The sequence below is a fragment of the Caballeronia udeis genome, from assembly GCF_001544555.2.
In the GTDB taxonomy this organism is placed as follows: Bacteria; Pseudomonadota; Gammaproteobacteria; order Burkholderiales; family Burkholderiaceae; genus Caballeronia; species Caballeronia udeis.
The window spans coordinates 1-23853 of the sequence record NZ_FCOK02000055.1; the positions used below are offsets into that span (position 1 = coordinate 1).

At 59.9% G+C, this 23853-nt stretch carries 22 protein-coding genes, 4 tRNA genes and 1 pseudogene; 9 read left to right on the plus strand and 18 right to left on the minus strand.

Annotated features, from left to right (window positions below; all coding sequences use genetic code 11):
* Positions 1-237: 237 nt before the first annotated feature.
* Together AWB69_RS30415 and AWB69_RS48075 are read left to right on the plus strand one after the other, a co-directional pair.
* Positions 238-1269 carry a hypothetical protein gene (locus AWB69_RS30415; RefSeq protein ID WP_062090538.1) on the plus strand — a complete coding sequence of 344 codons (1032 nt, stop codon included), beginning with the start codon at positions 238-240 and terminating at the stop codon, positions 1267-1269.
* Between the two features lie 92 nt (positions 1270-1361).
* The gene (locus tag AWB69_RS48075) at positions 1362-1874 is read left to right on the plus strand and encodes a HEPN domain-containing protein (protein WP_156529010.1); all 513 of its coding nucleotides are present in this window, start codon (positions 1362-1364) and stop codon (positions 1872-1874) included.
* A 100-nt stretch (positions 1875-1974) separates the two neighbouring features.
* Here AWB69_RS48075 and AWB69_RS30425 read toward each other — a convergent pair whose 3' ends face one another.
* From AWB69_RS30425 to rph, 7 genes are all read right to left on the minus strand, one after another.
* Positions 1975-2418 carry a hypothetical protein gene (locus AWB69_RS30425; RefSeq protein WP_062090540.1) on the minus strand — a complete coding sequence of 148 codons (444 nt, stop codon included), beginning with the start codon at positions 2416-2418 and terminating at the stop codon, positions 1975-1977.
* Positions 2419-2531: 113 nt separating this feature from the next.
* Positions 2532-2963, minus strand: coding sequence for a hypothetical protein (locus tag AWB69_RS30430; RefSeq protein WP_062090541.1), 432 nt, complete (start codon positions 2961-2963; stop codon positions 2532-2534).
* 88 nt (positions 2964-3051) lie between these two features.
* A tRNA-Ser gene (locus AWB69_RS30435) sits at positions 3052-3141 on the minus strand.
* Positions 3142-3252: 111 nt separating this feature from the next.
* Positions 3253-4443 (minus strand): MFS transporter, encoded by a 1191-nt coding sequence (locus AWB69_RS30440; RefSeq protein WP_062090542.1) that lies wholly within the window; start codon positions 4441-4443, stop codon positions 3253-3255.
* Between the two features lie 40 nt (positions 4444-4483).
* On the minus strand, positions 4484-5731 hold the full coding sequence (hemW, locus tag AWB69_RS30445) for a radical SAM family heme chaperone HemW (protein ID WP_062090543.1): 1248 nt from the start codon (positions 5729-5731) through the stop codon (positions 4484-4486).
* The gene (gene rdgB, locus AWB69_RS30450) at positions 5728-6357 is read right to left on the minus strand and encodes an RdgB/HAM1 family non-canonical purine NTP pyrophosphatase (RefSeq protein ID WP_062090544.1); all 630 of its coding nucleotides are present in this window, start codon (positions 6355-6357) and stop codon (positions 5728-5730) included. The genes hemW and rdgB overlap by 4 nt, the downstream gene beginning before the upstream one ends.
* Positions 6350-7096: a ribonuclease PH gene (rph, locus tag AWB69_RS30455; protein ID WP_269447505.1), complete on the minus strand. Its 747-nt coding sequence runs from the start codon at positions 7094-7096 to the stop codon at positions 6350-6352. The genes rdgB and rph overlap by 8 nt, the downstream gene beginning before the upstream one ends.
* A 367-nt stretch (positions 7097-7463) precedes the next feature.
* Here rph and AWB69_RS30460 point away from each other — a divergent pair, with 367 nt between their 5' ends.
* The 5 genes from AWB69_RS30460 (at position 7464) to AWB69_RS30480 (ending at position 12439) form a co-directional block, all read left to right on the plus strand.
* Complete coding sequence (locus AWB69_RS30460; RefSeq protein WP_062090578.1) at positions 7464-8396, plus strand: YicC/YloC family endoribonuclease; 933 nt, start codon at positions 7464-7466, stop codon at positions 8394-8396.
* A 7-nt stretch (positions 8397-8403) separates the two neighbouring features.
* A complete protein-coding gene (gene gmk / locus AWB69_RS30465) occupies positions 8404-9069 on the plus strand; it encodes a guanylate kinase (RefSeq protein WP_062090545.1) in 666 nt (221 codons plus the stop codon).
* 57 nt (positions 9070-9126) lie between these two features.
* Positions 9127-9330, plus strand: a complete 204-nt coding sequence (gene rpoZ / locus AWB69_RS30470) for a DNA-directed RNA polymerase subunit omega (protein WP_031359151.1) — start codon at positions 9127-9129, stop codon at positions 9328-9330.
* Between the two features lie 62 nt (positions 9331-9392).
* The gene (locus AWB69_RS30475; protein ID WP_231937288.1) at positions 9393-11825 is read left to right on the plus strand and encodes a RelA/SpoT family protein; all 2433 of its coding nucleotides are present in this window, start codon (positions 9393-9395) and stop codon (positions 11823-11825) included.
* Between the two features lie 122 nt (positions 11826-11947).
* A complete protein-coding gene (locus AWB69_RS30480) occupies positions 11948-12439 on the plus strand; it encodes a phage protein NinX family protein (protein ID WP_062090546.1) in 492 nt (163 codons plus the stop codon).
* Between the two features lie 111 nt (positions 12440-12550).
* Here AWB69_RS30480 and AWB69_RS30485 read toward each other — a convergent pair.
* The 3 genes from AWB69_RS30485 to AWB69_RS30495 form a co-directional block, all read right to left on the minus strand.
* Positions 12551-12627: transfer RNA gene (locus AWB69_RS30485), tRNA-Arg, on the minus strand.
* 77 nt (positions 12628-12704) lie between these two features.
* Positions 12705-12781: transfer RNA gene (locus tag AWB69_RS30490), tRNA-Arg, on the minus strand.
* A 77-nt stretch (positions 12782-12858) separates the two neighbouring features.
* Positions 12859-12935: transfer RNA gene (locus tag AWB69_RS30495), tRNA-Arg, on the minus strand.
* Positions 12936-13074: 139 nt separating this feature from the next.
* Between AWB69_RS30495 and greB the strand changes: the two genes are divergently transcribed.
* Entirely contained in the window at positions 13075-13635 is a 561-nt protein-coding gene (greB, locus tag AWB69_RS30500) for a transcription elongation factor GreB (protein ID WP_062090547.1), read from the plus strand.
* A gap of 97 nt (positions 13636-13732) precedes the next feature.
* Here the strand turns inward: greB and AWB69_RS30505 are convergent, their stop codons facing one another.
* On the minus strand, positions 13733-14887 hold the full coding sequence (locus AWB69_RS30505; RefSeq protein WP_062090548.1) for a porin: 1155 nt from the start codon (positions 14885-14887) through the stop codon (positions 13733-13735).
* Between the two features lie 548 nt (positions 14888-15435).
* Positions 15436-15693 (minus strand): hypothetical protein, encoded by a 258-nt coding sequence (locus AWB69_RS30510; RefSeq protein WP_063977947.1) that lies wholly within the window; start codon positions 15691-15693, stop codon positions 15436-15438.
* A gap of 398 nt (positions 15694-16091) precedes the next feature.
* Here AWB69_RS30510 and AWB69_RS30515 point away from each other — a divergent pair, with 398 nt between their 5' ends.
* Positions 16092-17237: an exonuclease domain-containing protein gene (locus tag AWB69_RS30515; protein WP_062090549.1), complete on the plus strand. Its 1146-nt coding sequence runs from the start codon at positions 16092-16094 to the stop codon at positions 17235-17237.
* Here the strand turns inward: AWB69_RS30515 and AWB69_RS30520 are convergent.
* The 6 genes and pseudogenes from AWB69_RS30520 to AWB69_RS30540 all read right to left on the minus strand — a co-directional run bounded on the left by AWB69_RS30520 (position 17234) and on the right by AWB69_RS30540 (position 23798).
* Positions 17234-17842, minus strand: coding sequence for a chorismate mutase (locus AWB69_RS30520; protein WP_082913651.1), 609 nt, complete (start codon positions 17840-17842; stop codon positions 17234-17236). The two genes, AWB69_RS30515 and AWB69_RS30520, sit on opposite strands and share 4 nt — an antisense overlap.
* A gap of 260 nt (positions 17843-18102) precedes the next feature.
* A complete protein-coding gene (locus AWB69_RS48840) occupies positions 18103-18249 on the minus strand; it encodes a hypothetical protein (protein WP_165936517.1) in 147 nt (48 codons plus the stop codon).
* A gap of 638 nt (positions 18250-18887) precedes the next feature.
* Positions 18888-20452: pseudogene (locus AWB69_RS30525) on the minus strand (TolC family protein).
* Positions 20439-22451 (minus strand): FUSC family protein, encoded by a 2013-nt coding sequence (locus tag AWB69_RS30530; RefSeq protein ID WP_062090550.1) that lies wholly within the window; start codon positions 22449-22451, stop codon positions 20439-20441. The pseudogene AWB69_RS30525 and the gene AWB69_RS30530 overlap by 14 nt, the downstream one beginning before the upstream one ends.
* Complete coding sequence (gene mdtN / locus AWB69_RS30535; RefSeq protein ID WP_062090582.1) at positions 22432-23475, minus strand: multidrug transporter subunit MdtN; 1044 nt, start codon at positions 23473-23475, stop codon at positions 22432-22434. The genes AWB69_RS30530 and mdtN overlap by 20 nt, the downstream gene beginning before the upstream one ends.
* Positions 23472-23798, minus strand: coding sequence for a hypothetical protein (locus AWB69_RS30540; RefSeq protein WP_156529011.1), 327 nt, complete (start codon positions 23796-23798; stop codon positions 23472-23474). Before AWB69_RS30540 ends, mdtN begins: the two co-directional genes overlap by 4 nt.
* Positions 23799-23853 lie beyond the last annotated feature (55 nt).

The window sequence follows — 23853 nt, forward strand, 5'->3', positions numbered from 1 at the left end:
TCGCGCTCGGCTTCGCTCAGATTCATCTTGTCCATGCACCGTTAGATCAGTGCAATTTCAATGGTTCAACTGACTAGCTATTGGCTTGGACTGTTCCGATGATCAACGAATCGGTACTCAAATCAATCCTCAAATCGTTAGCCGGTACTGATAAAAAATCGTCGGCGCGGTTCACGGCGTCTCGTCGTTCTGTCACTATCCACCATACTCGAAGTTACTACACCAAGGTGAGACACAATGTTTTTCAAGCTTGAACATCTTCTGAACGATGCTTGGCTTCCCGATAACGACTCTTGCGAGTTCGTGGTCGAACGTGAAAATACTGTTGAAGTAGTACTGAAAGCATTAACGGAAGAAGACAGGGCGCTCTACAAGGGTCGTCGAATAGTACTCTGCATCGCTGAAGCCCAGATCACTCCCAGCGCCAAAAATCAATCATATTTTGATTTAATCGAGTCTGGAAACGTTCAAGCAACGGAGCACAATTTTGCCATCGAATACACAAACAAAGACGGTCTGAAGGTCAGACTTCCGAGAGACATCCCGAGCCACTTTTCAGATTTCCTCAAGAGAGTGGATCGCGAACTGTCGACAGCAATCGCCGCAGTGACGAACGCGTACAGATGGCGCAGCGCGATTGAAGGACCTCCACGTGCGCTGGCCTCCCGCGGGTTTGGATTTCTTTGGTCCTCGGACAGATCCTTCTGGCATCCCACTGCACCAAGTCTGAACGTTCGCATGGAATCATTTTCTCCGAGAGGCATTAGTCAGAGAGAACGGGAAGATATTGAACGATTGGTCGATGACCGCACTGCAGAGCCGCTAGGGCACGAATTATTTAGAGAAGCGTGGGCGCAAAGAAATACAAATCCTCGCAGTTCAATTATCGTCGGAATTGTCAGCTTGGAAGTTGCAGTGAAAAACTTAATCGCTAACCTTGCTCCCGACGCAGCGTGGCTGGCAGTGAACGTTCCGTCTCCTCCGTTGTTGCGCTTACTTACTGATTTCCTACCAACGCTGAAGGGCCGTATGGCGAGCGGTCAAATAATAATTCCACCGCCTGAAGATATCTGTACCGCAGTGAAAAACGGAGTGTCGATTCGAAACACCGTTGCTCATGTCGGCGGAACGCCTCCGAAAATTGAGACACTCGAACCTATACTTTTGGCCATCAAAGACTTGTTGTGGCTGTTTGATTTCTATTCAGGAGAAGCATGGGCATACGACTTCATCCGCTCAGAGACGCGGAACGCATTGAAGCTATCGTGACTGTAGAGCGCCTACTCACTCGCGGCATCGACGCCAGGTCAACGGCCCGGTTACACCTTGCCATGAGATAAACCGACTTGGGGGCCACTCAATTGACGAAAAAAGACAATCCTGCGGTCTCCACGTATGAACTTGCGGTGTCGTACCGAGCATCAGCTGATCTTTTGGTTGACCAACTATCTGATTGCAATTCGCTCGCTGGTCACAAGATATTTCCAATGTTCCTGTACTCGCACGCAGTAGAACTGTTTTTGAAGGAGTATCTTCGCCTGAAGAATCATCATGCCGAAAAGCCGTTTAGACACGATCTACGGCGACTTTGGCACGCAGCAAAACGTGAAGGTATCGAGCTGCGAGCGCCCCACAACATGGATGGTTTGATCGCGCTCCTGGAATCCGGCCACGAAGATTATCAGTTTCGCTATTCCGAAAAAGTCGTTCAACCATTCGGGGCCAAACTGGACACGGCGCGATGTGGAAAAGTTGGCCAATGCAGTAACGTTAGAACTGAAACTCCAGCGTCAAGAAAGCGCGAAAACGTCCGTCAAGTCTGGGGCCGTGATGATTCCGGTAATTCGATCGCTCATCGTTTCAATCGATCTTGATGAATTACCGAAAGAACAAAAATGACATGGCGCAACCCTAAACCCCGGTTCGCTGCTCGCCGCGCTGCGGAGCTTTGGTCAAAGCATTGGTGTCCTACGGCTACCAGCCGCGATGCCTGACGGCTCCATCTCGAGCGATCTGCTCGGCCGCGGCAAATACGGCGCACTGGCGAGAGTTGAGCTCGCCGAGTAGATGCCGTCGTAATCCCTCTGGTACTGCATAGCCCTGGACATCACGCGTTCCCTGAGCGCCTTGCCGACACAGCGGGCATATCGCGCGCGGCCAGCGCGGATCCCCCATTTCAGCACCGGGTCGAACCCAAGCTGCTTCGATCACGGCCGATGCTCGTTCGAGGCGCCATTTGTCGATCTGGTCGAAGTCTTTGCAGCCAAAATAGCCGCTCAGCAGATCCTGCGTATCCAGGAGATCGACCAGGGCTTGCCGTGTAACAAATAGGTCGTTTTTGAGGCGCCGGATTTCGTCCTCAAAATCACGGCGAATTGGAGGCGTGCGGGGAGGCAGTGCAGTTTTTTTGATCGGCATGTCCAGACCTCGCGTCTAAAGTCCAATTCTAGCGGTGGCTTGCTGTGCCGATACGCTGGACTGCATAACCGAGCGCGAGCAAGCGACTTGTCCAAAGCAGGACTGAACTCGCGTCAGATCGGCACGCCCGCGTGCGCCATCGTGTATCGAATGCCGGCGTCGAGCACCTTGTCGACTAACTTCATCGCGACCTTACCAGCACCGCTCTTGACTGCGGTCTGGATCTGTTCACCGAGAGGCGCATCGTTCTTGAGGGAATCCGGTATCAGTCGAAGCACGGCCAAGCCTTTGCCCGTCAGCACGGCTGCATGAACCGTCCCGTCCATGCCCTTGCCCCCAATGCGCACGTAGCCCTCATCTTCGAGCCACCAAACCGTGGCGGCAACGAATGCGGCATCGGTCTGCTGCACGCATCCATTCTCATCCTTCGGTATGTCGAAGTCGGACGGATCGAAGTTGCAGGGCTGAGGGAAGAACGAGTAGAGGATCGAGAATGCTTCAGACGCCACTTTGTTGAAGCGATCGATGTTTTCAGAGTCGGCCATGTCGTGAAAACAACACTTTTCGTTTTGGTGGGGCGTTTGGCGGGTACGGCTTGGAGATTGGCTGTAAGGCTTGATGTGTAAGGCTCTGTGGCGGAAGCGGTGAGATTCGAACTCACGGACGAGTCACCCCGTCGCTAGTTTTCAAGACTAGTGCCTTAAACCGCTCGGCCACGCTTCCACGTTTCACACACAGCAATACCGGGAAAAGTGCGATCAACCGCGCCACACCTTTCCGGCAAGGCGCGTATTGTAGCGCAACTTTCCCCGGCGTCCAGCAAGCAAAACCGTCTCACCCTTCCAGCGACCTGGTCGCCCGCAAACCCGGAAACAATCGCATCCATAGCAACGCAACGGCGATCGTTCCCACGCCGCCGATCAATACCGCCGGCACCGCGCCGAACAGCCCGGCCGTCATCCCCGACTCGAACTCGCCCAGCTGATTCGATGTCCCGATAAACAGCGAATTGATAGCCCCCACGCGTCCTCGCATATCGTCGGGCGTTTGCAGTTGAACGAGCGACATGCGCACGACGACGCTGATCACATCGGAGGCGCCGAGCGCGGCCAGCGCGATCAGCGAAACGTACAAATTCCGCGATAACCCGAACACGATCGTTGCGATGCCAAACGCGATCACGCCGCCGAACAGCGCTGTGCCGGCCCGTTGCCGCAGCGGAAAGTGCGCGAGATAAACCGATCCGGCCAGCGCGCCGACCGCGGGCGCCGCGCGCAATACGCCGAGCGCCCACGGACCGGCGTGCAGGATATCGCGGGCGAAAACGGGCAGCAACGCGGTCGCGCCGCCAAGCAACACCGCGAACAGATCCAGCGATAACGCTCCCAGGATCACCGGCTTGCGTCGAATGAAAGCGATGCCGGAAAAGAGCGACTCGAGCGTCAGCGGCGTGCGAGTTCTCACCACCTGTTCAATTTTTATCGATGACAACACGACCGCCGCGCCGATGAACGCCACCGCCACCGCTCCGTACACGGTAAGCGCCCCGAGGCCGTAGAGCAAACCGCCCATTGCCGGTCCGAGGATCTGTGCGGTCTGGTTCGCCGACGTCGACCACGCGGTCGCGTACTGCAACTGGGCGCGTGGAATCAGGTTGGGCAAAAGCGCGGACATCGACGGCGACTCGAACGCGCGTGCCGACCCGGCGACTGCCGCGATCAAATAGATCAGCCCCTGACTGGTCATCCCGCGCCACGTCGCCATGCAAAGCGTCAAGGCAGCCATGCCCTGGATCGCCTGGCAAACGAACGCGATCGTGCGGCGGTCGTAGCGGTCCGCCACATGGCCGACCACCAGTGTGAGCACGAACATCGGCAGGAATTGCGAGAGGCCGACGAGCCCGAGTGCGAACGCGCTATGTGTAATTGAGTAGATCTGCCAACCAATTGCGACCGACATCATCTGGAACGCAACCGATGACATCACCCGCGCGCTGCAGAAGAGCGCGAAGGGCCGGTGGCGCATGACGGAACTGGCGGATAGAGCAGGGGCGGGCGCGTCCAATTTAACGATCTTCCCTGATCGTTATGGAGGGTGTGTCCCTGAGAAAGAGCGCCTGCAAGTCGTTGAGAAAATCCTGCCCGCGCTGCGTTGGCGCAATGCGTTCAATATCGCGCGTGATCAAGCCGCGACGTTCCGCTTCGACCAGTCCCGGCTCGATCGCGGACATCGCAAGCCCGGTTCGTTCGTTGAACGAGTGCACCGGAAACCCTTCCACGAGCCGCAACGTGTTCAGCATGAATTCGAATGGCAGGTCGCGCGGTCCGACCTCGTGCTCTTCCTGCACCGCTGCGCCGGCAAGCGCTTCGTCCATGTACGTTCCCGGATGCTTGTAACGCACCTGGCGCACGATCTTCTGCGGAAACGACAGCTTGGTATGCGCGCCCGCCCCAATGCCGAGATAGTCGCCAAAGCGCCAGTAGTTCAGGTTGTGCCGGCTCTTCCTGTGCGGCTTCGCATAGGCCGACACCTCATAACGCTCATAACCTGCTGAAGCCGTGCGCTCGTGGATCCAGTCCTGCATGTCGGCGGACGCGTCGTCGTCGGGAACGGGCGGCGGGTACTTGGCGAACATCGTGTTCGGTTCGAGCGTCAGGTGATACAGCGACAAATGCGGCGGCGAGAAGCTGATCGCCGTTTCAATGTCCGCCCGGCATTCGTCGAGGGTCTGCTTGGGCAGCGCGAACATCAGGTCGAGGTTGAAGTTATCGAAGTTCCTTGCCGCGATTTCCACCGCCTGACGCGCTTGCGTTGCATCGTGAATCCGGCCGAGCGCCTTCAGATGCTGCTCGTTGAAACTTTGAATACCTATCGATAAACGGTTCACGCCGCTCGCCCGGAACTGCGCGAACTTCGCGGCTTCGAACGTACCGGGGTTAGCCTCAAGCGTGATTTCGGCGTCGGCGTCGAGCGGCAGCAGCGCGCGGGCATCGGAAAGCAGGCGGTCCAATCCTTTCGCCGACAGCAAACTGGGCGTGCCGCCGCCAATGAAAATAGTGTGCACCTGGCGGCCCCAGACCATCGGCAATGCGCGCTCGAGATCGGCGCGCAATGCATCGAGATAACGATCCTCGGGAAAGGTCTCACCTTTCCACTCGTGCGAGTTGAAATCGCAATACGGGCATTTGCGCACGCACCACGGGAAATGCACGTACAACGACAACGGCGGCAGCGACGTCAGCCGGATACTGCCCGGCGACGTGAACGCCTTGACCACGTTGATTGCCTGAGGACCACTCGAGCTGGCTGTCACGATACTTCCTTCAACCGGGCCAGCAGATGGCTAAGCGCAATTGCCCGATGGCTGCTGGCGTTTTTCACCGCGGGATCGAGTTCGGCGGCGGTCTGTCCGAGCGACGGCACCAGGAAATGTGCGTCATAACCGAAGCCGTTTGCGCCGCGCGGGGTATCGATGACCTCGCCGTGCCAGCGGCCTTCAGCAATCAGCGGTTCCGGATCGTCGGCATGACGCACCAGCACGAGTACGGAGAAGAAATACGCTCGACGATCGGTTTCACCAGCGAGGTCCTTCACGAGCCGCGCGTTGTTGGCGGCGTCGCTTTTCTCGCCGCCGTTGAGCAACTGCGCATAGCGCGCCGAATACACGCCGGGAGCCCCGCGCAACACGTGCACGCACAGGCCGGAATCGTCGGCGAGCGCAGGCAATCCGGTTGCCGCCGATGCATGCCGCGCCTTCGCGAGCGCATTCTCGACGAAGGTCACATGCGGTTCCTCGGCCTCGGACACGCCCAGTTCGCCCTGCGTCACGAGATCGATGCCGGCCGTGCTCAGCAACGCTGCAAATTCGCGCAATTTGCCCGGGTTATTGGACGCGAGTACGACGCGTCCAAAGGCGCTAACGGAATCGGAATCAGACACTGAGCAGCTCCAGCGCGACCTTTTGCTTCGCGATCAACGTTTCAATACCGCTTTGCGCCAGATCCATCAGCGCGTTCATTTCGGCGCGCGTGAACGGAACGCCTTCGGCCGTCCCCTGTACTTCCACAAAACCGCCCGCGCCGGTCATCACAACGTTCATGTCCGTGTCGCACTGCGAGTCTTCGTCGTAGTCGAGATCGAGCACCGGCTGGCCGTTGTACACGCCCACCGAGATTGCCGCGACAAATTGATTGATCGGCGATTCCGCGATCTTGCCGGCGGCCAGCAGCTTGGCAACAGCATCGTGAGCCGCGACAAACGCGCCCGTGATGCTTGCCGTGCGCGTGCCGCCGTCGGCCTGGATCACATCGCAGTCGATATGCAGCGTGCGCGCGCCCAGTTTGTTCAGATCGAACACGGAACGCAGCGCGCGCCCGATCAGGCGCTGGATTTCCTGCGTGCGGCCGGTTTGCTTGCCGCGCGCGGCTTCACGGTCGTTACGGGTGTTGGTGGCACGCGGCAGCATGCCGTATTCGGCCGTCAGCCAGCCCTGATCCCGTCCGCGCAGGAATTCGGGCACGCGCTCGGAAATGCTCGCGGTGCAGATCACTTTGGTGTCGCCGAACTCGACGAGAACCGACCCTTCCGCATGCTTCGTGTAATGCCGCGTGATGCGCACGTCGCGCAATTGGTCTGCGCGACGGCCGCTCGGGCGATTGAACGGGGCGGACGGGTTCAGCGTGGAGTCGGTCATGGAGGAGGCAAAGTGAAAGAAATGCAGTGAAAGGAGCTTGGGCGCACGGTAAAAAAAGCGTAAAAATCGCGCCAAGGTTCGAATTTTATCCGCAATCGGAGCGAGCGTCCGGGCCAGCGTCCCGTATTGATCTTCGCCCGCCGCATTGCGGCATTGCGTTTCCCAGGGCGGGATCGGCAAAAATGGGATAATGCCAGCTTCCTCGCCCGGCCAACATTGCCTGCCATTCAGCGCAGCTTCACGCCGGGCGTTTCGAAGCGAACTGGCCGTGCCGCGCAAGCAGCCAAGCAAGCAACAAGTAACACGCAAGCAAGCAGCGATGCCGCCACGGCCTTCAATCACGGACGCGACAATGATCTACAGCATGACAGGCTACGCCAGCGCAACGCGCGAAGTAGCGTCGGACGGTGCGGGCGCCAATGGCTCGGGCGTGGGGGTATCGGTGGAACTGCGCACGGTGAATTCGCGCTTCCTCGACATGAATTTCCGCATGCCCGAAGACGTGCGCGCCTGCGAGCCGCAATTGCGCGAAATGCTGATGAACAAGCTGTCGCGCGGCAAGGTCGATATCCGCATCAACCTGAATCGCGCGGAGCAGACCACCATTGCGGGCGTGCTCAATCGCGATGCGCTGTCGCAACTGGCCGCGCTCGAGCGCTCGGTGCTGGATATCTTCCCCGACGCCGAACGCATGCGCACCGGCGAGATCCTGCGCTGGCCGGGCATTTTGTCGGAGAGCGGGGTATCGGCGGAAACGCTGCGCGACGCGGTGCTCGCGTGCGGCAAGCAGGCGATTACCGAACTCATCGATGTCCGTGCCCGCGAAGGCGCCGCGCTCGCCGCCGTGCTGATCGCGAACGTGACGGAAATGGAGGCGATCGTTGCCCGGGTCACGCCGCTCGTGCCGGAACTGATCACGAAGCATCAGCAGAAAATTGTCGAGCGTTTGCAGGACGCGCTGGGGATTGCATCGCCGGAAGGCACGCAAACCAGCATTCCGCGCGAGGAGATTGCGGAACGGATTCGCCAGGAAGTGACCATGTACGGCATCCGTATCGACATCACCGAGGAATTGCAGCGTCTTTCCGCGCATCTCACGGAAACACGCCACGTGCTGCAAAAGGGCGGGAAAGTGGGTAAGCGGCTCGACTTCATGATGCAGGAGTTGAATCGCGAAGCGAACACGCTCGGGTCGAAGGCGGCTGCGAAAGAGTTGGCGGATTCGTCGATGACGCTCAAATTGCTCATCGAACAGATGCGCGAGCAAGTGCAAAACCTGGAGTAACGCCGCTATGAACGACGCACAACGCAACACCTACGCCGGGGTTTATCCGGGCAACCTGTTCATGGTTGTGGCGCCCTCGGGCGCCGGCAAGTCGACGCTGGTCAACGCGCTGCTCGCGCAGGACCAGGCGATCCGCCTGTCTGTGTCGTACACGACGCGCCAACCGCGTCCGGGCGAGCAGGATGGCGTTCAATACCATTTCGCTTCCGTCGATGACTTCATGGCGCGCCACGCCGCCGGCGAGTTCCTCGAAAGCGCGGAAGTGCATGGTAACTACTACGCCACGTCGCGCGTATGGATTGAGGAGCAGATGAAAAGCGGCCACGACGTGCTGCTTGAAATCGACTGGCAAGGCGCGCAACAGGTCAAGAAACGCTTTCGCAACGCAGTGGAAATCTTTATCCTGCCGCCGTCGCTGGATGCGCTCGAAGAGCGCTTGAAGAAGCGCGGCCAGGACGCTCCGAACGTCATCGTGCGCCGTTTGCTGGCGGCCGGCAGCGAGATGGCGCATGCGCCGGAAGCCGAATACGTGCTGATCAACGAGAACTTCGAGCGCGCTCTCGGCGAGTTGCAGTGTCTCGTTGCAGCCACACGGCTACGTTTCGGTTCACAGTACGCCCGTCATACGCAGTTGTTTGTCGAGTTAGGCATACACTCGCCGCACGCCGAGTGAACGGGGCTTTCCGGTCACATAAGGTAGAATGAAGAACATATCGAGAAGGAATCAACCATGGCCCGCATCACCGTCGAAGACTGTCTGAAAATGATCCCCAATCGCTTCGAGCTCGCGCTCGCAGCAACGTATCGCGCGCGCCAGCTCGCTCAAGGCCATACGCCGAAGATCGAAAGCCGCGACAAACCGACTGTTGTTGCGCTGCGCGAAATCGCAGCCGGCCAGGTCGGTGTCGAGATGTTGAAGAAGGTGCCGGTCTGATAGCCGGTCCGGACGTCTACGCGCATTGTCACTAACCGCGTCAGCTAACCACGGAGGCGACCATGAATCCTGTTCCATCGTCCGTCTCTGTGGATCCGCATAACGACGTCTTCAGTACAGAGTCTCATTCCGGGTCACATTCCGAAGACCACGCGCACGATCATGACACTGCTCATGATGCCGATTCGCCCTCGGCGGCGCGCAAGTACATCGACGCAGTCCTCGAACAATCGTTTCGCCATCTGTTCGGGCCAACTGCCACACCGGAAAAGCCGCGCCGCCACGACGTAGTTTCCATTGCGAAACTGACCACCGAGCTGGCCGCGTACCTTTCGCCGGAAGAAATCAAGCAGGTCAAGCTGGCTTTCCATTTCAGCGATGAAGCCCATCTCGGGCAATATCGCCAGAGCGGTGAGCCGTATATCACGCATCCGGTCGCGGTCGCGGAAATCTGCGCCAGCTGGAAACTTGACGATCAATCGATCATGGCCGCGTTGCTGCATGACGTGATCGAAGATCAGGGCGTGACGAAGACCGAGATTGCGGAACGTTTCGGGCCGAAGGTTGCAGAACTTGTCGATGGCTTGTCGAAACTGGACAAGATGGAGTTCCGCAATCGGGAGGAAGCGCAGGCGGAAAACTTCCGCAAGATGCTGCTCGCCATGGCGCGCGACGTCCGCGTGATTCTCGTCAAGCTGGCAGACCGCTTGCACAACATGCGCACGCTGGGTGCGGTGCCGCCGGAAAAGCGGCGTCGCGTGGCGCGCGAAACCATCGACATTTATGCGCCTATCGCGCATCGGCTTGGGCTGAACAACACGTATCGCGAGCTGCAGGACCTGAGCTTCGCGAACTTCAATCCGCATCGGTATGCCACGCTCGAGCGCGCCGTGAAGGCCGCGCGCGGCAACCGGCGTGAAGTCGTGGGCAAGATCCTGGAAGCGGTCCAGCGCACCATTGCGGACGCGAAAATCAAGGCCGACGTGACCGGCCGCGAGAAAACCATCTTCAGCATCTACAAGAAGATGCGTGACAAGCAGTTGTCGTTCTCGCAAGTGCTCGACGTCTACGGCTTTCGCGTGGTGGTGGATACCGCGCTCGAATGTTATACGTGCATTGGCGCGCTGCACGCGTTGTACAAACCGGTGCCGGGCAAGTTCAAGGATTACATCGCCATTCCGAAGGTGAACGGCTATCAGTCGTTGCACACCACGCTGGTGGGCCCGTTTGGTGCGCCGATCGAGTTCCAGATCCGCACGCGCAAGATGCACGAAATCGCGGAAGCGGGCGTGGCCGCGCATTGGCTTTACAAGAATGGCGGCGCAGATCTGAACGACGTGCAAAAGCGCGCGCACCAGTGGCTCAAGTCGCTGCTCGACATCCAGAGTGAAGCCGGGGATTCCAGCGAATTCCTCGAACACGTCAAGATCGACCTGTTCCCCGATGCGGTCTACGTATTCACGCCCAAGTCGAAGATCATGCCGCTGCCGCGCGGCGCGACGGCGTTGGATTTCGCCTATTCCATTCACAGCGACCTCGGCAATCAATGCGTCGCGGTGAAGATCAATAACGAGTTGCTGCCGCTGCGCACCGAGTTGAAGAGCGGTGACATTGTGGAAGTGATCACGGCGCCTTATTCGAAGCCGAATCCCGCATGGCTCGGCTTCGTGCGTACGGGCAAGGCGCGTTCGGCCATTCGCCACTATCTCAAGACCATGCGCTTGAACGAGTCGGTGCAACTGGGTGAACGGCTCGTCGATCAAAGTCTCAAGGGTTATGGCCTGGCGTTGTCCGAAGTGACGCCGGAAGTCTGGGAGAGGCTCGCGCAGTGGACGGGCAACAAGAGCCGTCAGGAAATTTTCGCGGATATCGGCCTTGGCCGGCGCGTGGCCGCCGTGATGGCGAAGCGTATCGAAGTGCTGATGACCGGCCGCGACGACGACGATTCCCCGCGCGAGAGCTTCAGCACGAATACCGCGCCGCCGGTCGTGATCACCGGCACCGAAGGCATGTCGGTGCAGTTGTCCGCCTGTTGCCGCCCGATTCCCGGCGACGACATCATGGGCTACATCGGCATTGGGCTGGGTATGGCGATCCACACCACTGAATGCCGTGTGGCCCAGCGGATTCACAAGCGCGATCCGGGTCGGTGGATTGACGTAGCCTGGGCGCCGCAGCCGGGCCGCTTGTTCGACGTCTCCATCAAGGTGCTCGTCAGCACGTCGAAGGGCGTGTTTGCCCGCGTTGCGGCTGATATCACGTCCGCCGATGCCAACATTGTCCATATCGCCATGGACGAGGACGTGACGCAGGAATCCACCGTGCTGCGTTTCGTGATCCAGGTCAGCGATCGCGTGCATCTGGCGAACGTCATGCGGCGCGTGCGCACGAATCCGGACGTAATGCGCATCGCGCGTGAGCGGCCGAGTGACGAGCCGCATCATCGCAACACCGAAGGCGGCATGCGGATCGATCGCGAACGCGGCGATTATTAACGCCTGGGGTTCGCCCCCTGGCGCGGCGGCCGGCGCGGCCTGAGTCTGGGTCTGAGCTCGATACGCCGCCGTTGGAACGCGACCTGCGTGCCTGTACCCATTCTGCGTACACAGGGGCACTTATGAAAACATCAGAACTGGAAGGCACCGAGCTCGACTATTGGGTCGCGCGCGGGCTGCATGACTTCATCCGCGAAATCCATTTCACCGATGGCGGCCAGACGCTCGCCATCCGCGGCAACGACCGTGGCCGGGCATGGGACGGGCGCTTCCTGCCATCGACGTCGTGGGAAGCGGCGTCTGTCGTGCTGGAGCGCGCGTGCCGGCTGGAGATGAACGACCACGGACGCGGCGAAGTCGTGTGCACGGCGATATTCGGGAAGGCCGGTGCGCAAGTGGAAGGGCGCGGGGCGTCGTTGCGCATCGCGTTGCTGCGAGCGTTTCTGCGGCATGCGTTCGGAGATACAGTGGACGACGAGTTTCCGCATCGTTCGCAAATGCTGCTCGGGGAACGGGCAGAATTGCTGGGGGAGCAGAGCGCGGCGGCGACGGTTGAAGATGCGCCGTTGCCGGACGGTCGTATCGGCGATATTGGATCGACTGCGCGACAGTAAGCTTGCCTTGTCCACGCTCGTGAAGGCTCGCCGCAAACCCGCTCGACCTGCGCGCGGCTTTCCGGCCCCACAAACAAAAAGGGCCTTCCGTGAGGAAGGCCCTTCTAAAACTGGTGCGGCTGGCAGGATTCGAACCCACGACCCCTTGGTTCGTAGCCAAGTACTCTATCCATCTGAGCTACAGCCGCGCATAAAGCAGGGTAATACAAAAAGCTGAGACAGGAAACGCTTGCTTGAAACAAAACAACTAAACGCTTTGAAGAAGTGGTGCGGCTGGCAGGATTCGAACCCACGACCCCTTGGTTCGTAGCCAAGTACTCTATCCATCTGAGCTACAGCCGCGCATAAAGCAGGGTAATACAAAAAGCTGAGACAGGAAACGCTTGCTTGAAACAAAACAACTAAACGCTTTGAAGAAGTGGTGCGGCTGGCAGGATTCGAACCCACGACCCCTTGGTTCGTAGCCAAGTACTCTATCCATCTGAGCTACAGCCGCACGCGAGACCAAGAGTATAGCCAAGCTCTCCCAAAAAAGGAAGGGTTACGCCTCGATTTCTGTAATGCCGATCTCCTTCGTGTTACCGTGCAGAGGAGCTATCTCGCTCCTCATCACGTTATTTTGAGCGGTTTGCACCATGAATAAAGCATTTGTAAAGGAATCGGACGAGAGCGACGACGATCTCGATCTCGAACAGCCGCCGGGCGTGCCTCCCGGCACCAAGAACTACATCACGCCCGCAGGGCACCAGCGCCTGCGCGACGAACTGCTGCATCTGCTGGATGTGGAGCGGCCGGATGTCGTGAAATTGCTTTCCTGGGCGGCGTCCAACGGCGATCGCTCGGAGAACGGCGACTACATCTACGGCAAGCGGCGGTTGCGGGAAATCGACCGGCGGATTCGCTTTTTGACGAAGCGGCTTGATCTGGCTGAAGTGGTGGACAGCAGCCGGCAGGAAAACGTCGACCAGGTGTTTTTCGGCGCCACGGTGGAATATGCGGGCGACGACGGGGAAGTGCACACGGTGACCGTCGTCGGCGTGGACGAAGTGAATCTGGACGTTGGGCACGTAAGCTGGATCTCGCCTATCGCCCGCGCTTTGCTCAAGGCGAAAGTTGGCGATACGGTCACGCTGCATACGCCTGCCGGTGTCCAGCAGATCGATATCCTCGATGTGCGTTATCCGCCCAAAACCTGAGACGCTTCACCCGAGGCAATCACGTCAGGAAACTCCGGACGAAAAAAAGGCGCCGCAAGCGGCGCCTTTTTCACATCGGTACAACCTTGAACAAGACTTAGAAGCGGTGACGAATGCCAACCGTTGCCGAGACTTGGTTCGGGGTCGACGACATGCCTACGCCCGTGATCGGTGCGCCCAGGCCGGTGCCGCCCAGGTCGGACGCGTGAACGTATTCACCTTGCAGGTACACGTCCGTACGCTTCGACAGCGAGTACGCCGTTTGCAGGCCGACCTGTTCGAACTTGGGCTTCACGCCATCAAGGCGAGCGTCCGTGTACGTGAACACACCAGCCAGGCTCAGGGCCGGGGTCAGTGCGTAACGGCCATTCACCTCATAGTTGTTGAAGCGAGCGTAGTTACCAATTCCAACGCCGTTCGTCGTGCCGATTGCGCCGCCGGAGATACCTGATGCGTCTTCAAGCTTCGTTTGCGTGAACACGAAGCCAACCGTTGCCGGACCGAACGCGTAGTTCACGCCAGCACCGAACGTGCGCTGCAGGCCTGCTACGAACGTGTTGTCGCCAGCGACAGCGCCGCCGCTGTTCGAAAGCGCCGCAGCGGCTCCCGCGCCCGTCACCGAGTTGTTCAACTGCAAGTAAGCTGCAGCAACGTTCAACGGACCGTAGTTATACGATGCGCCGACGCTGTAAGCGCGGTTGTTCGAGAAGCCAGCAGCCTGGTTCGAGAAGCCGTACTGTGCGCCGAACTTGAAGCCAGCGTAGTTCGCGCTCTGGTACTTGACCGAGTTGTTGATACGGAACGAGTTGTCGAGGTTGTCGTTGTCGAACGGGTGTGCGAACTGCGTGCCACCGTATTGCGTGCCGGTCAGAGCCAACGGGCCGAGATAGTCGACCACGGAGTCATATTGACGACCGAGAGTCACAGCACCGTATTGGCTGCTCGACAGACCGACGAATGCCTGACGGCCGAACTCACGACCACCTTGACCCAGCGTGCCGTTAGCAATGCTGAAGCCGTTTTCCAACGTGAAGATTGCCTTCAGGCCACCACCGAGGTCTTCAGAACCGCGCAGGCCCCAACGGCTGCCGTTTACCGAGCCGCTCGTCATCTTGAAGTTATGTGAGCCGCCTTGGTTGTTCGTGTAGGTCAGGCCAGCGTCGATCAAACCGTACAGCGTCACGCTGCTTTGAGCGTGAGCAGCGGTAGCAAATACGCCCGACAGGGCGGCGACCATGAGAGTCTTTTTCATCTTTGTAACTCCGAGAGCAATTTGGGTCTGACAACCCAGGCTTGAAGGAAACCTTCACTCCGACGCGCTGCGAGAGGCGCTGTCAGGTGATTTCATGTGCCAACAGAAGACACAGTCGTTTCCGGACCAGACGAAGTGTAAAGACGGCGTTACAGTGATGGCATTCCGATTTACGCAATAAAGTATTCTGCGATCGGCAATGATTAAGAAACGCGCTCTAAGCCTTTATGGATAAGGCTTCGCGGGGGAATGGCGGGGGTTAGTGCGGAGTGTCAACAGGCCGTCGTTGCGCAATTGCTACATGCGCTATCGTTAAAATACAACGCCAATAATCCTAAAAGGGGATTGTTGACGGAACCGCAATAGATGATTGCCAGATCTGTTGATGATTGCGAGATGGTGCGCCGTTATACTTCATGTGCTGCTTTCCAAAGCAGACTTTTTCGTTGACGGAAAAGATCTCCAAACCTTGTCGGCGCGACTTCCCAGTCGCGCTTTTTTTTGCCTGAACGGACTCGGATGCCGAACCCGCCTCAGGCGTCGTTTACTTAGTTAGCCGCTTCCAGTTCTTCTTCCCGGATAGCTTCGGCTTCATTCTCAACTGCGGGTGATTCCGCTGCTTCGTTGTTATCGAATGCCGGCGGACTCGATATTGTCCAGTCTTCCATTACATAACGGCGCGCATCCATTGGCGAGGACAACAGGTTCTGCCAGTGGTCACCATGCCATGCCGGATCGAAATCCAGAGCTGAATGCGGTTCCAATACTGCCTGGGGCGCTACCAATGTCCTGATCCACGAAAACATGCTTTTGAGTTCGGTCGTCACAGCAATGACCTCCTTTAAAAGTGCTTGCGGTACCCTTTTATGATGCCGACGGCTCGTTTCGGTAACAAGGCTCGTAAACGCTTACGGTTGGATAAGAACAGTTACAAACCGAGTAAATATTTCCTTTTGACGGATCTGGACGGTTTAAATCCCGAATTATTACGATCGGTTTTTTCTTTTAAACCCGAGTAAATGGAGATCCATACGGGGCCGCTCGTGGTTCGCGCCGTCGGTGCGTCGGAGCGCGGAGTAGCCGGTGTTGCTGCAGGCAGGAGCGTCCAACCGGCCGCGCTCGAATGGACGTGAGCTAAAATGTTCGATCGATACGCCTTCTTCCTGCGCGGATCGCGTCCATTCCTCTTTTAGCGGTCAGCGCTGTGCTCCCAATCGTTGCCAATATAGTCAGTTCAGAACCGCTGGTTTTCGTCGATCTCGAAACGACGGGCGGTACCTTCGGCGTGAATCGCATCACTGAAATCGGGGTGGTCGAGGTCGGGCCGGCCGGTGTGACGCAGTGGAGCTCGCTCGTCAATCCGGAGCAGCCGATTCCGTTCTTTATCCAGCAACTCACCGGTATCAGCGATTCGATGGTGCGCAATGCACCAACGTTCGAGTCCATCGCGCATGATTTGCTGGCCCGCCTCGACGGGCGGCTGTTTATTGCACACAACGCCCGGTTCGATCATGGCTTCCTGCGCAGCGAATTCAAGCGTGCCGGCATCAAGTTCCAGCCCGACGTGCTGTGCACGGTGCAGTTGTCGCGCGCCATCTATCCGGCGGAGCGCCGGCATGGGCTCGATGCGCTGATCGAGCGGCACGCGCTTGTTCCTGCCGCCCGTCACCGCGCGCTGGCCGACGCCGACCTGCTCTGGCAATTCTGGCAGCACCTGCATCGCGCATTGTCCACCGATGTCCTGCATGGCTATATAGAACAGGTTGCGCGACGTTTCCGGCTTGCCGGCGATATCGACGAGGACACCATCGAACAGATTCCGGCCGGCTGCGGCATTTATGTGTTCTATGGCGAGGACGATGTGCCGCTGTACGTCGGGCGAAGCGTGCGCTTGCGCCAGCGGGTGCGTGCGCATCTGTCGGGTCCGAAACGTTCGGCGAAGGATCTGCGGCTCGCGGAACTCGTCCGGCGAGTGGAATGGACCGCGACCGGCGGTGAGATCGGGGCGATGCTGGCGGAAGGGCGCTCGATCGCGCGGCTGCGTCCGGCACATAACCGGCTGTCCAAAGCGCGCGGCGATGACCCGAGCCACGCACCCTGGACGTATCCCGGCGCCATAGCGATAGAGGAAACGGATGCGACCACCTGCGCGCGCGTGTGGCACGTGGTCGACGCCTGGGAGTATTTCGGCATGGCCGGGTCACTCGCCGAAGCCGCGCAACTGCGAGCCGCGGCGCCTGCGGCAGGCTTCGAGTTATCGACATATCGAGTCCTCAGCGAACGGCTGTCGCACGGACTGACAATCGTGCCGCTCACGGCCACGCCGTGCCTGTCGGGCGAGCCGGTCTAGCCGACCGCGCCCACGCCGCCCGATGCACACACGTGCGACAACGCGCGCGCCAGCGGCGCGTTCTGGGCGGAATCGTAGCGGGTGAGATGTTTCCAGCGCGCGATGCTGTCGGCCAGCCGCAGCGGGCAGTCGTCGGCATGGCGCATCGGCTCGACGCCAGCTAGCGCGGAGAGCAACGCGTTGGTCACGCTATCGAGCTTCGGCCGGGTATCGAGGGCAAGATCCGGTGGCGTCCCTTCGGGCGCACGTGACTTCCGCCAGTTATTGAAGAGGGCGTTCTGAACGTCCTTGCTTGCCTCTATCTGATCGCGAAAGAACAGCTGCGCAAATGCCGGGTCGATACCGGCGGACTTCGCGCGATTATTGATACCGGCCAGCAGCGCGGCTTCGCGGGGTTGATCGGTGATCGGTTCGTGGTGCGCCCATTTCCAGCGCGCGACCGGCTCTGCGAGCGCCAGCCGTTGTGACGACAATGCGATGAGGTTGGTGAAAGGCGTGTCGTCGCCATCAGCGCGAGCGGCCGACTGGCATAGTGCGATAAGTGACGAGACAGCGAGCAATGAGGCAATGGCCCGCAGGGTGCGTGAGAAGCGAGTGGAAAACATGAGTGACCGATGGCGTGCAAAGATCTGCAGCTTAACTCATCGTGTTCGCGGCGATCATCCTGCGCGACGCAAGATTGGCAATCCTGGTTCGTGTTAATTCAGTTGGCGCTGGCTCAACCCGACGCTTGCGCGCCTTCGCGGCATCGCCAATGAGAGATGCCGCGTTGTTCAAGCGTACGAAACCCGCAGCCTGCCCGAGGTCCGCAAAAACACCGCATGACGGTCACATGCGTTGAGCGCACGCCGGCAAGTTCCAGCAATTACTTCGAATCGCACAGGTTGCGCTGTTCGTCGAAGAAAGCCCGGACGTGTTCGGGCAATTCCGCGAGAAATTCAACTGCGACCGGTTCTTGATCCGGACATTGCACCTTGTCGGGTGTCGGGATTTTGGTCGGCTTGGCGTCCATCACTTTCTCTCCTTGTATGGGTCGATTATCAATCTCGACTCTGGCTTCCTGCTAGCGCCGAATGCGCTGTCGGAACTTTTACCGGCTGCTCTGTTGCTTTAACGGAACACCAATCGCGTGACTCAGGCACGTCACAGTTAATGGCGCCGTTTGCGTTTCCCCCGATGACCCAATTCACTGCCGTTCCTTCCTTCACAGTGCAAAGCGGCTATTCGTGGTTAGCTCTATTACCGATGCCATGTGCTGCTTTGCGGTAACTATTTCGCAAGACGTTTCAAACTCAACTCGATGCGATTCCGGCGTTGCCTGAGGTGGCGCAAGCCGCCGTAGTTACGCCGCGTAGTTACGCCGTATAACGTGCCCCCCTAATATGGATAACGGCAGTAAATGCGCGCGGTTGACCGGTTTATTATCTTTTAGGGAATTTCCTCTCTTCAATGTGTCCGCAAGCGCACATATGCACACAAGCTCATGTTCGCAAATTGGATAAATCCTAAGCATCGGCGAGGCGACGTGAAATGTTCGATTTGCGCTGAGTGAGCAGTCGCTTAACCGTTGTTAACCTAAGGCGTTACCTTAAGTTAACCGCCCGGAGCAATGCAGCGAACGGATATGGCTGAACTCGATACTCGAAACGTTCAGCGCCAGTCGGGCTGTGTTGGTATCGAAGCGACTGAGCCGGTGGCCAGCGCGAGCGCGGCCGCAGCCGACAGCGCGCTGCTGTAGCTATCGGCCGCGGCGTTCCTCGCCGCCAACAACTGATTTTGTGCAAGCAGCGAATCGGTGACCGAGCCGATCCCTTGGCCGTACGCATCGAATGCGGCGTCGTAGGTTGTCTGCGCGGCGGCCAGCAGCTCTTTGGCCGCAGTGTGCGCGCTCAGGCTGGTCTGCAGCGTATTCTGGGCGACGACGATCTGCCGGACTGCTTCTTCGCGGCTTCGGGCGAGGCGGGTCGATGCGCTGTCTGCATCGTTGCGTGCCTGCGCGAGTACGGCCTGGCGCAAGCCGCCGTCATACAGCGGAATTGTCACGCCGACGATCACGCTGCCGCCATACCGGCCGCCGCTCAGGTTCACCGTCGGTAATTGCTGGCCGATGGATGGAATGGCCGAAATCGATGAGCTACCGGTGTTGTACGCACCGTTAGCCGAGAGAAATACCTTCGGCAAGAATTCCGATTCGGCTGCCTTCACCTTCGCCAGATTGATGCGCTCGGCGGCATATGCGCTCAACACATCCGGGCGCCGGGCGATGGCGGAAGACACGATCTGCTCGATCGAGTCGCTCGTCGGCGCCGGCAGCGTGTGTGCCGGCATCTCCGCGATCATGGGTTTCGAGAGCGGCGAGATACCCATTGCGGAGATCAGCGCCAGATAGCTGTTGCTTTCGGCTCCCTGCGCCTGGATCAGCGCGAGCTTCGCCTGCGCGCGATTCTGGTTGGCCTGCGCCACTTCAATAACCGTGCCGATTCCATGCTTGTAGCGCGATTGCGCTGCCGCCAGGATTGCTGCGGCGTTGCCGACACCTTGGCCGGTCGTGGCGACGCGGGCGCGCGCGGCCTGGTACCCGTAGAACGCGACGCTGACATCGAAGATCACCTGCTGATGGACCGCGGTGAAGCCGATGTTCGCTACCACCGATGCCTGCGACGCAGCCTCGACACGCGCAGCGCGTCCGCCGAAATCGAAGAGCAGCCATTGCAGCGACAGCGCCGAGGTCGTGCCATGTCCCGTTCCGCCGGTTGACGAAGCACCGGGTATGGACGAGCGCGAATTCTGAGCGCCTGCGTACTGCCCCATCGCGGCAACCGACAGTTGGGGAAGATACGCGCTCTTCGCGATGCCGGCCGCGAGCGCCATGTTGCGAGCATCGTTCCATGCGATACGAGTCAGCGGGTTCGCCGATTCCGCGAGGTCGATCAGCTCGGGCAGCTCGTACGCATGCACCGGGTCAGCGTCGGCGGAGGGGGTACGGTGGCGAGCGCGGGATTCGCGGGTAACGTGTAGCTACGTCCCGTTGCGGTCGATCCGGTCGATCCGATCGGTGCCGCCGGGCCGGGCACGATGGCGCCGTCCGCGTCCTTCAGAGGTTGCCAGGGACGGTCGGGGCTGTCGGGAGCCATGTCTACGGACGACGTGGCGCAACCGGCCAAACTCGCTACGGCCAGGATCGCCAGTGCGAATGAAGGATCAAGCCGGAGCATGGGTCGTGAGGTCCTTCGCCGCGTCACTCGGCGCGGCGTGTTCGAGTTGAGCGAGGCGTGCATCGCCCAGGTGTAGCAATGCTGCACGTGTGTCACCGATTGGCGCATGCGCGTCCGCCAATGGCTGCAACGCGGTTATCGCGCTGGTTTCAGCCGGCTGTTGCGGCGGATTGCCCATGATCCGTCTGAGCCAGACGCCGATCGCGGCATCGCCCGGTCTTTGTTCGGCAAACAGGAATATCGGCCCTTCGAGCGCACTGAGCTTTGCCAGCACGCCGCGACGTTCGGCGATCCACTGCGGTCCCGGATGAACCCACGACGGCTCGTAATGCATCAGCGCCAGGTCCTGTTCCAGCGCCCCGCGCTGAGCCATTGCGCTCGAGGCCTGCGCGCGGCGCGCGGCGGAATTCGCCAGCGCCGAGAGCCGTTCCCACTGATGATGCAGCGAGGTGAGCGTGGTATCGACGCGCTCGGCCACACTGACGGGCCACACGCGAGTGAAGATCAGATACACGACCACGTTGCCGATCAGTATCCCGATCGTGCGATCTCGCGCGACCGTCAGATCGAAGCCGGGCGCGGCGCCCTGGATCACGCACATGAAAAAAACCAATGCGATCTGAAATCCTGCATAAGAGATGCGCGGCGAACCGAAAGCAATCCACGCCGACAGCAATGCACCGAGGAACACGATACCCATCAACCCCACGACGGAGGTCATCGCGGGTATCACGAACACGACCGCCGCGGTACCGAGGGGCGCGCCCGCGAGGCACCCCGCGATGCGCAGCGTCATTTTCTCGACGGTTTCGGCGGTGGTGCCGAGCGACACCATGTAGACCGTGATGAAGCAGGTGTGGATACCCGGCCAGTTGAGCTGCGAATAAAGCAGATAGCAAAACATTGCCGCTGCGGTGGTCTTCAACGCGTAGCGGATGTGCTCGGGATTCGTGAACGCGTCGGGCAGGAAGAACCCGCCACGCTTGTCGGCAGGCGGGGAGCTTTCGGCACCGGTTTTTACATCGGGTTCGGCCACGGCGAAGCGGGTGATTGCGTGCTGCAGTTCTTCAGCCACGATGCGCGCGAGCGGCGTCAGTTCGGTCGCGCCGGGCAGACTGAGTTCGATATCCACCGGATAGCCGCCCGCCTCGAGCATGCGGGCCATATTCTCCAGCGTGTCGATGATCGGCATGACGAACGATGTTGGCAGCCGGCTCGACGGTTCGCGGGCCGCCAGATCCGCTGCGACGAGGATCGCAAGCGTCGACGACACGGCTTGCCGCAGCGGCGCAACATCGGCACGTGCCGACGATCCGTCGACCGCCGAAAGCGCCAGCCACGAGCTTATCTGCGCGTCCCCTTGGCGCAGGCAGGCACCGAGCGCGTCGCGCGTTGCCTCGGGTTCAGCGAGGCTGCGGGCCGCGAGCCGCAGGCGCTTCGCCAACTCGCGGCCGGCGAGCCGCCGTGGCGACGGCGCAAGCGTCAGGTTGACGCAGATCGATACCCCGATTGGAATCGCGACCATTACCCAAGAGTAAAGCAAGGCGCGCGTCGCCGCTTCGCCGAACGGCACGCTGCCGAGTTCGTCGAGCGTGAATCCGACGATCATCGCAACGATCGCGCCTACCGGCCGCAGCTTGCTCGCCGACGTGACGAACAGCAGGGCGAGCGACAGCCCAGCGATGCACGCGACCCGCCAGACGGGATCGTCGAGTGCGAATAGGGCCACGACCGTTATCAGCACAACGACCAGCGTGACCAGCACCAGCATTGCCAGGCCCTGCACCACGCTCAATACCCGGTCTGGCTGGTTCAGGAAGAACACGACGTAGGCCGAGATTGCTGCTTCCGGCGTGCCGTAGGCGCTCGTCACCCATACCGTCAGCGCGCAGATCAATGCGACGCGGCAGGCCATTTCCGCTCGCCCCGGATAGGGCGCAAGCAGTTTCAGGAAATCGGCCGCGCCTGGGCGGGCGAGATCACCGGCAGGCCGCGCCATGCCGGACCTCGACTATCGCGCTTGCACCGATCCGGACCAGCCGGGCAGCCGGCTCATCCAGGCGCACACGCACGGGAAAGCGCTGCGCAACCCGCACCCAGTTCACGGACTGTTGCACGATGGGCAACGCGCGCGGCAAATTGATCCGGTCAGAATCGGCAACGCCCGCGCCAATGCCGACCACTTTGCCGTGGATCGCCCGGCTTCGGTCGATCATCGAATAGACGGTCGCACAATCACCCGGCTGGATTGCGCCAAGCGCTGTTTCCCGGAAGTTCGCGACGGCGAACCATTCGTCCGCGTGGATGAGTGTGAAGATCGACTGATTCGGTGCGACTGTCTCGCCCGCCAGCACCGAGAGGCCTGTGACAAAACCGTTGTGCGGCGCGCGTACAACCGTTGAGTCAAGGCTGTGCTGCGCGAGTGCGAGCGCTGCTTCGCGTGCGCGCACCACGGCGATGGCGCCTGACTCATCACCTATTGTCTGCGCGGCCGCCCGCTTTTGCTCTCGTGCCTGCTTAAGCGATAGCTCGGCATCGTGTTGCGCGACTTGCGCCTGGTCCAGTTGCTGGGTCGGGACATATCCTTTTGCCGCGAGTGGCGTGAGCCGCTGAACGCTGCGCGAGCTCAGTTCATAGTTGTGCGCCGCCTTGCCGGTCTGGTCACCTGCGATGACCGAATTCGCGCGCTCGCCGACCAGGGTCCTGCGGCGCGTGTCCAACGCGGCGCGGGCCAGGTCGAGGTCAGCCTGGGTCTGCGCCACGAGGAGCTGATACGGAACCGGGTCAACCTCGAACAGCACGTCGCCTTTCGCGACCCGCTGGTTGTCTGTCACAGCGAGCCGGATGATCCGGCCACTCACCGGCGATGCAATATGCACGACGTCGGCATCGATCGTTGCGTCGTCCGTTGACGGATATCGGGTTGACCGGTCAGAGGCGTAATACAGCGCGGCAATACCAAGCGCGACGATCGCGCACGCGACTATGCGGCCTTTGAGAGCGCCTTTGCGCAAGCCGGTTATTTTCGTAGGAGCTGTCCGTTTACCGAAAGCCCAAAAATCACGGCGACGGTCAAGCCGATGGCCATACAGACAAAGAGCTGAAACGGGACGATCTGCGCCCATCCCGTGGAAACCAATAGTCGATGGGCGATGAGCGCACCGACGAGTCCGAGCACGGCACTTAGCAGCCAGAGCGGAAAATACGCGCCGAAGATTTCATAAGATGGTGCGCCATGCAGCGTGCATCCCTGCAAGGACAGACTCAGCGACGCAACGGCCGGAAGATACCGTGTGCGGTACGCAATCCAGTCGCGGGCGCTTCTTTGATTTGGCTTGAACGGCATTGCGGCGCGGTGAGGTGGGGCGAGGTCAATGAAGACCGTAGTAAAGCCAGAAAAA